This window comes from Rhodococcus sp. KRD162 (genome assembly GCF_017168335.1).
GTDB lineage: Bacteria > Actinomycetota > Actinomycetes > Mycobacteriales > Mycobacteriaceae > Rhodococcoides.
Map to the genome: position 1 here is coordinate 1 of NZ_JABFAU010000107.1, position 5,864 is coordinate 5,864.

General features: G+C 62.0%; 3 protein-coding genes and 1 pseudogene. 2 read left to right on the top strand and 2 right to left on the bottom strand.

Going from position 1 to position 5,864, the window contains the following annotated elements; all coding sequences use genetic code 11:
- Positions 1-927 precede the first annotated feature (927 nt).
- Positions 928-1,905 (bottom strand): MinD/ParA family protein, encoded by a 978-nt coding sequence (locus J1M87_RS28965; protein ID WP_051048287.1) that lies wholly within the window; start codon positions 1,903-1,905, stop codon positions 928-930.
- 829 nt (positions 1,906-2,734) lie between these two features.
- On the opposite strand from J1M87_RS28965, the gene J1M87_RS28370 reads away from it, so the two are divergent.
- The gene (locus tag J1M87_RS28370) at positions 2,735-3,601 is read left to right on the top strand and encodes a phosphoadenosine phosphosulfate reductase family protein (protein WP_008720555.1); all 867 of its coding nucleotides are present in this window, start codon (positions 2,735-2,737) and stop codon (positions 3,599-3,601) included.
- Between the two features lie 140 nt (positions 3,602-3,741).
- On the opposite strand, the gene J1M87_RS28375 is transcribed toward J1M87_RS28370, so the two are convergent.
- Complete coding sequence (locus tag J1M87_RS28375) at positions 3,742-4,512, bottom strand: hypothetical protein (protein ID WP_042940329.1); 771 nt, start codon at positions 4,510-4,512, stop codon at positions 3,742-3,744.
- Positions 4,513-4,605: 93 nt separating this feature from the next.
- Between J1M87_RS28375 and J1M87_RS28380 the strand changes: the two are divergent.
- Positions 4,606-5,497, top strand: a pseudogene (locus J1M87_RS28380) (IS5 family transposase).
- Positions 5,498-5,864: the final 367 nt, after the last annotated feature.

Consider the following 5,864-nt stretch of genomic DNA (forward strand, 5'->3'; position numbering starts at 1 on the left):
GTGATGGTCCCAGTACAACTCCCTTCGGCGGCCCACCCACCCGGTATCCCAGTTGATCCCGTAGTGCAGGAGCAGCAACAGTCGTTCAGCTGTGGCCGCAGCGCCTGTGACCGGCGGCAGAAAGTTCGCTGCGTTCAACCAGGTTTGGGTCGGCGTCGCAGCTCGGGTAGGCGTCATGCCGCCCCCCTTTTGGACGTTGAGGCCGTCGCCGCGAGGTCGAGATACACAGTCCGCTCCCGCCAGGGGCCAAGGCGGTCCCAATCCGCGAATACCGACGACCACGCACGATGCGGAATGGCCTTCAAGGTGCCGAATGCTGGCGCTGCGCGCGCAAGAGCTGTCACGGAAAACCCGCGCCGTCGCAATCGGACGACTGCACTCAAGCGTTCCGCGTCGTACTCGGTCCACGGAAGCGCAACGTCATCGACTGCTACGCGGCCCCACAGAGCATGAGGGAGAACATGCTTACGCCCGGGACGTAACGGGACCACGACGGCAGAAGTTGAAGAGATTGCCGTTCCGAGAACGCTACGCAAGCGGGTCTTGGACAATTTGGTCGCGCACGGAGGGTCACTGGTGACCAGCATGAGATCCGAGCGAAGTGCCGTGGTCGAGTACACCCAGACGCAGACGCGGCACATCGTGGGAGCTGCGACATCCACCCACCCGTCGAACCCTGTGAACGTTCTCGACACAGTCTCACGCACTCGCCGGCCGGCACCTTCTGTCGCGCGCCCGCACCTCGCGCACGCGGTGTCACCCGGAACCCCGGCCGACACCCACGAAACCGGGGATCCTGTTGCGGCGACGTAGGCAGTCGTCACAACATCGAGTAACGCACTGCCCCTTGATAGTTCGACCATCTCTGCACTATATCGGTGCCCCCGGACACTACGGACAGGCCAACTTTCGCCGACATGGTCCGACTCACCAAGGAGTCGGACCGGATGTTGGCGCGTGCCGGCCGACGTTGGGAGGAAAGTCGTCGGCCAGCAAAGCGGCTAGCTCCACGAACGCGCGTTGCGCAGGCTTGCCCAGCAACTCGAGATCGATTGTGTCCCCTTCGGCGAGGTGGTCGTCGTACGGAACTACCTGCACGGCACGAGTCCGCTCGGCGAAGTACGACTCGAGCTGCTCGATATCCAGGGCCGTCGAGCCCTTCCGCGATTCGTTGATGACCACGACGGTGCGTTTGACCAGGTCATCGAAACCGTGTCGCGAGAGCCATTCGAGGGTCGCCCCCGCGCTGCGTGCCCCATCCTTGGCAGCGGACGAGACCAGGACCAACGCGTCGGCTTCTTTGAGTACTCCCGCCATCGCCGAGTTCATCAGACCAGTGCCGCAATCGGTCAAGATGATGTTGTAGAACGATTCGAGGATGCGCAGTGCGGCGATGTAGTCGCGCTCGTTGAATGCTTCCGACACAGACGGATCACGTTCGCTTGCAAGCACTTCGAGCCTGCTTCGCGCCTGCGAGGTGTAGATTCGCACATCCGAGTAGCTGTGTACTGCTTTGTCTGCCAGTAGATCTCGAACTGTGCGGTCGCTGTCTCGGTGAATACGGTAGGCAAGAGTTCCGAAATCCGGATTGGCGTCGTAGGCAATGACGCGGTCACCACGCAGTGCGGCAAAGGTCGATCCGAGACCTGTTGTCGTCGTGGTCTTGCCGACCCCACCCTTCATCGACAGGACTGCGATCTTGTAGTTCCCTCGGACCGGTTGACGCACTCGCCGAGTGAGTTGTTCGTACTCGAGTTCGGCGGGCGACTGACCGGGATTAGCGGTGCCGAACGAGAGTCGGTAGAGCCATCGTCGCCAGCCCTTGCTCGGCGGCAATTGGGCACGTCGGATCAGTTCGATCTCATCGATCGACCGTGGCGACGCAGCAGGGGCAGCTGTCGGCACGGTCGCACGCTCCGGCGCTACGAATTGAACAGGCTGCGAGGTGAAGGGGCGACGAACTGTCACTGCCTGAGAGTCGGGGACGGCACTCTGCTCCGGGCGAGCCACCGGTGCTGAACTGCTGTTCGACTCGTCACCGAGCCACTCCTTGGCGGACTGCGCGGATCCACTCTGCGCTCGGCGTGCCGGCTCAGACGATGCCCGGTCCGGTATGGGCGGGTGATCATCGTCGGCTCGTGGCGGCCACGGGATCCTCGCGGACCGGAGAGCATCTGTGTCTGCCTGCCTCTGGGTCGAGGTGTTGGGCACGTCGTTTAGCCGGTCATTCGGTGCGAGTTCTGATGCGACATCAGGTGCGTTTTTTGATGGGTTTTTGGACGCACTTTCTTGCACCCCTTCATCCGCGTTGTCGGATGCGATTCGAGGTGCGTCGATTGGCACGAACTCACTGGCTGGGGGGAGTTCCCGGTCTGCCGACTGCCCGCCAGAGCGGTGGACGGGGGCTTGATCCTGCCCAGTGGGGCGATCTCCTGACTGCACTTCCGGGCCAGAGGCGACCGGCTCCTCGGTCGATTTGTGCGCCGCCGACGGATCGACTACCCACCGGGGCAGCGCGCTGCCTGTATCGGACTCTGCGGGACTCATCGGTCGCCACCTCTTCCTCTTACTCATTCAACGGACGATATCCGGGCGAACATAACACCGACACCGGACACCTCGAACACCCCAAAAACTGCACCGGAGGCGACCGCATTGAAGCGGGCGTTCACCCGTTTTGTGCCGAAGCGGCTGAGTAGTCGAGGTTGAAACTGTCCATGTTCCGACTATCGTTGTGGCGGTGCGCAGCAACGATTTCGACGGTCTCGATCTCACTCACTTACGGTCCCTTCGATCCCCGCGGCATAACATTTCGGCGATCATCGACCGTGTCGGAGAACACCTCGATAAATTCGACGGCTATGTCGCATTCAGTGGCGGAAAGGACTCGGTGGTTGCTGTTGATCTGGCCCGCCAGGCCGATCCAGATGTCCCGGTGGCATTTTTCGATTCCGGCCTCGAATATCCCGAGACCTACGCCTACGTCGAGCAGATTGCGACGAAGCTGGGACTGGACTTGCATATCATTCGCGCTGAACCATCACTGCTGACGGTAATGGCCCGGACCGGGGAATGGGACCATCGCGGCATCCCATCGGCTCACGTGCCCGTACAAGGGTTCGAGACCTTGATCGCGCAGCCGGCCCGAACAGCACATGCCACGTTCGGCGACGGAGAAGTCTGGGGTGTGCGGGCAGATGAATCCAGGAAAGGGACCGGCAGGTGGTCGATGTACTACTCGGCTCTCGCACGTGAGATCCGCGAACGCTGCCAGGGCACGAGCTGCTGCAGCAGCAGAGCCGAGCAGCGTCTACACCACGGGGGAACGATTCGACGCGCCGATGGAACCGTGGCGTACGGGCCAGTGTGGGATTGGTCGGCGGCTGATGTTCTCGCGTATTCGCACCGGCACCAGCTGCCGACCAACCCTGTCTACGCCAAGCTGGCCGCCTTGGGCGCACCTGCAGCGAACCTACGCGTGTCGCACATTCTCGACGGGAATTTCCTCGAATCGGGCAAGATCACTCGCCTCCGTCGCGGTTGGCCAAGCTTGTTCGAGGAGATCGCCGCAGCGCTCCCTCGAATACGCGAATTCGTGTAGATCGCCATATCGACTGTGCGCGTGTAGTATTGCCGACACTGAGATTGCACAGGGTGAGTCGGAGGCACACCACACGGTGGCCTCCGACTATTTTTTGCGTCGAGCCAGAGCCAGGAGATCTCACATCGGCCGATCGGCGGTCAGATCACTCTCACCTGCGTCGGGTCACGTTTGTCGGAGAGGTGCCAGAAGAACTGCGTCCGCAGTTCACGCCACCTCGTGATGATCTCATCCAACCGCTCCTGCGACTGTGGGTGCGCTAGCTCAGCTGTGGCCTCGCTCAGCCACGGTACGAAGTGCCGCTCCGCCTCGCGTCCTCGCGCCGAGCTCGACATAAAACCCTCGAGGCCCGCGCCCGCCAGATCTGCTCGAAGCAGTCGCACCAACTGGCGCTGAGTGATCGTCCTCGGCTCATCGGACAGCGACGGGCTCTGCTCGGCGGCCTTCCTCCGATGCTTCAGCTCGTACTCGCACCGATGAGAGGCTGCATCGATCACCGCAAGAGCTGTATCGGTGTCGATACCATCGGGCAAACGTGCAATGACCTGTGCTACTTGCGCTTCGATGGGTGCCCAACCTTGATGATCACTCGACCGATACCACCAGGTCATTACTGCCGCGTGATCCCATGCCGCCACCATTCTGCGCTCGAGCTTCGGCAACGCACCGACTGCATTGCCGATCGCAGACAGCTGATCGCGGCAACGCGCCCGCGCTGCGTCCGCGAGTAACCGGTCATCGTCGCTGTCGGTGATCTCAGCGATACGCACCAATTCCTGCTGCTGAGCCAGCGCAACTCGCGCCTGCGTCACCAACGCCGCGGTCTCGGTTCGCGCTGATTGCAGCGCGAACCGTGTTGACCGACGACGGGAAGGAGACCAGGGCACCCGAAGATTCATCACGCTGTCCATGATGCCAAAACCCTCGACTCAATTGCACGAGCTACATCGGCACTAGGGCGTGTCTCCTAGATGTGAGTGTGGTTGTGCTCGAGAATGTTTCTCGTGTCGAGATTGCAGATGTTCACCGATGAGCAGTGGGGCCTGATCGAACCGTTGTTGCCCTCGTCCGATGGTCTTCGAGGTCGGGCGTTCCGGAACAATCGGCTGGTGGTCGAGGGGATTGCTTACCGATATCGGGCGGGGGTGGCATGGCGTGATCTGCCCGCAGACTTCGGTCCGTGGCAGACGGTGTGGAAACGACACCGCCGCTATGCCGGTGACGGAACGTGGGATCGAGTGCTCGCGGCGTTGTTGAGCGCCGCCGATGCCCGCGGCGGGGTGGATGGGCAGGTGTCGGTGGATTCGACAATCAACCGAGCACATCAGCACGGCACGAATCTCGCTCGTTCCACAGGGGGATCTGTCGAATTACATGAATCTGCTTGCCGAGCCCGATGATCACGGTATCGGTCGCTCTCGTGGTGGGTTGAGCACGAAGATTCATCACCTCACCGATGGGAACGGTCTGCCGTTGGTCGTTCTCATCGGTGCCGGGCAGGCGGGTGACAGTCCGATGTTTCCGATCTTGCTCTCGCACTTGCGGATCGAGCGGGCGGGGTCGGTACCGGCGCGTACTCGCCCGGATGCGGTGCTCGGTGACAAGGCGTATTCCTCGCGTGCAATCCGAGCGTTGCTGCGGTCGCGGCGGATCGAGGCAGTGATCTCCGAACCTCGCGATCAGCAGGGCCATCGGCGTAATCGGGGCAGCGGTGGTGGTCGGCCTCCGAAGTTCGATGCGCAGAAATACAAAGGCCGCAATGTAGTCGAGCGTTCCTTCAATGCCGTCAAACAGTGGCGGGGGCTTGCCACCCGGTACGACAAATTGGCGCTGACGTACCGGGCGGGCGCGCTCCTACATGCGATTTTCCTGTGGTCGCGCCACATCACCCTTTAGGAGACACGCCCTAGGCCACAAAGTGCGGTTCCCCTTGGTCAGAGCACGAAACGAAGTACGCGGACGTCGTGGTCCGGAAACCCGAAGCCCCCGCCGTCAGCCGGGGGGTCGTACGCCCCAGGCCGATCGCACCAGAGCCGGAATCATCGGCTAGGTTGCGCCGCGTCGGCGGGACACCACTGGCGATCTAGCCGAAGAAACCCTTTGCCGTTTCCGATCGGTATCTGGAAGCTCAGACAGCAAAGCTTGTGCATACTCGGTCAGTGACCGGATGATGTGCGTCGATGACACGCAGCCGATGGCATGTTCGCACTACTGCCGCAGAGCTTCCCAAGCCCCGTTCCACACTTACTCCCAACGGCGTAAC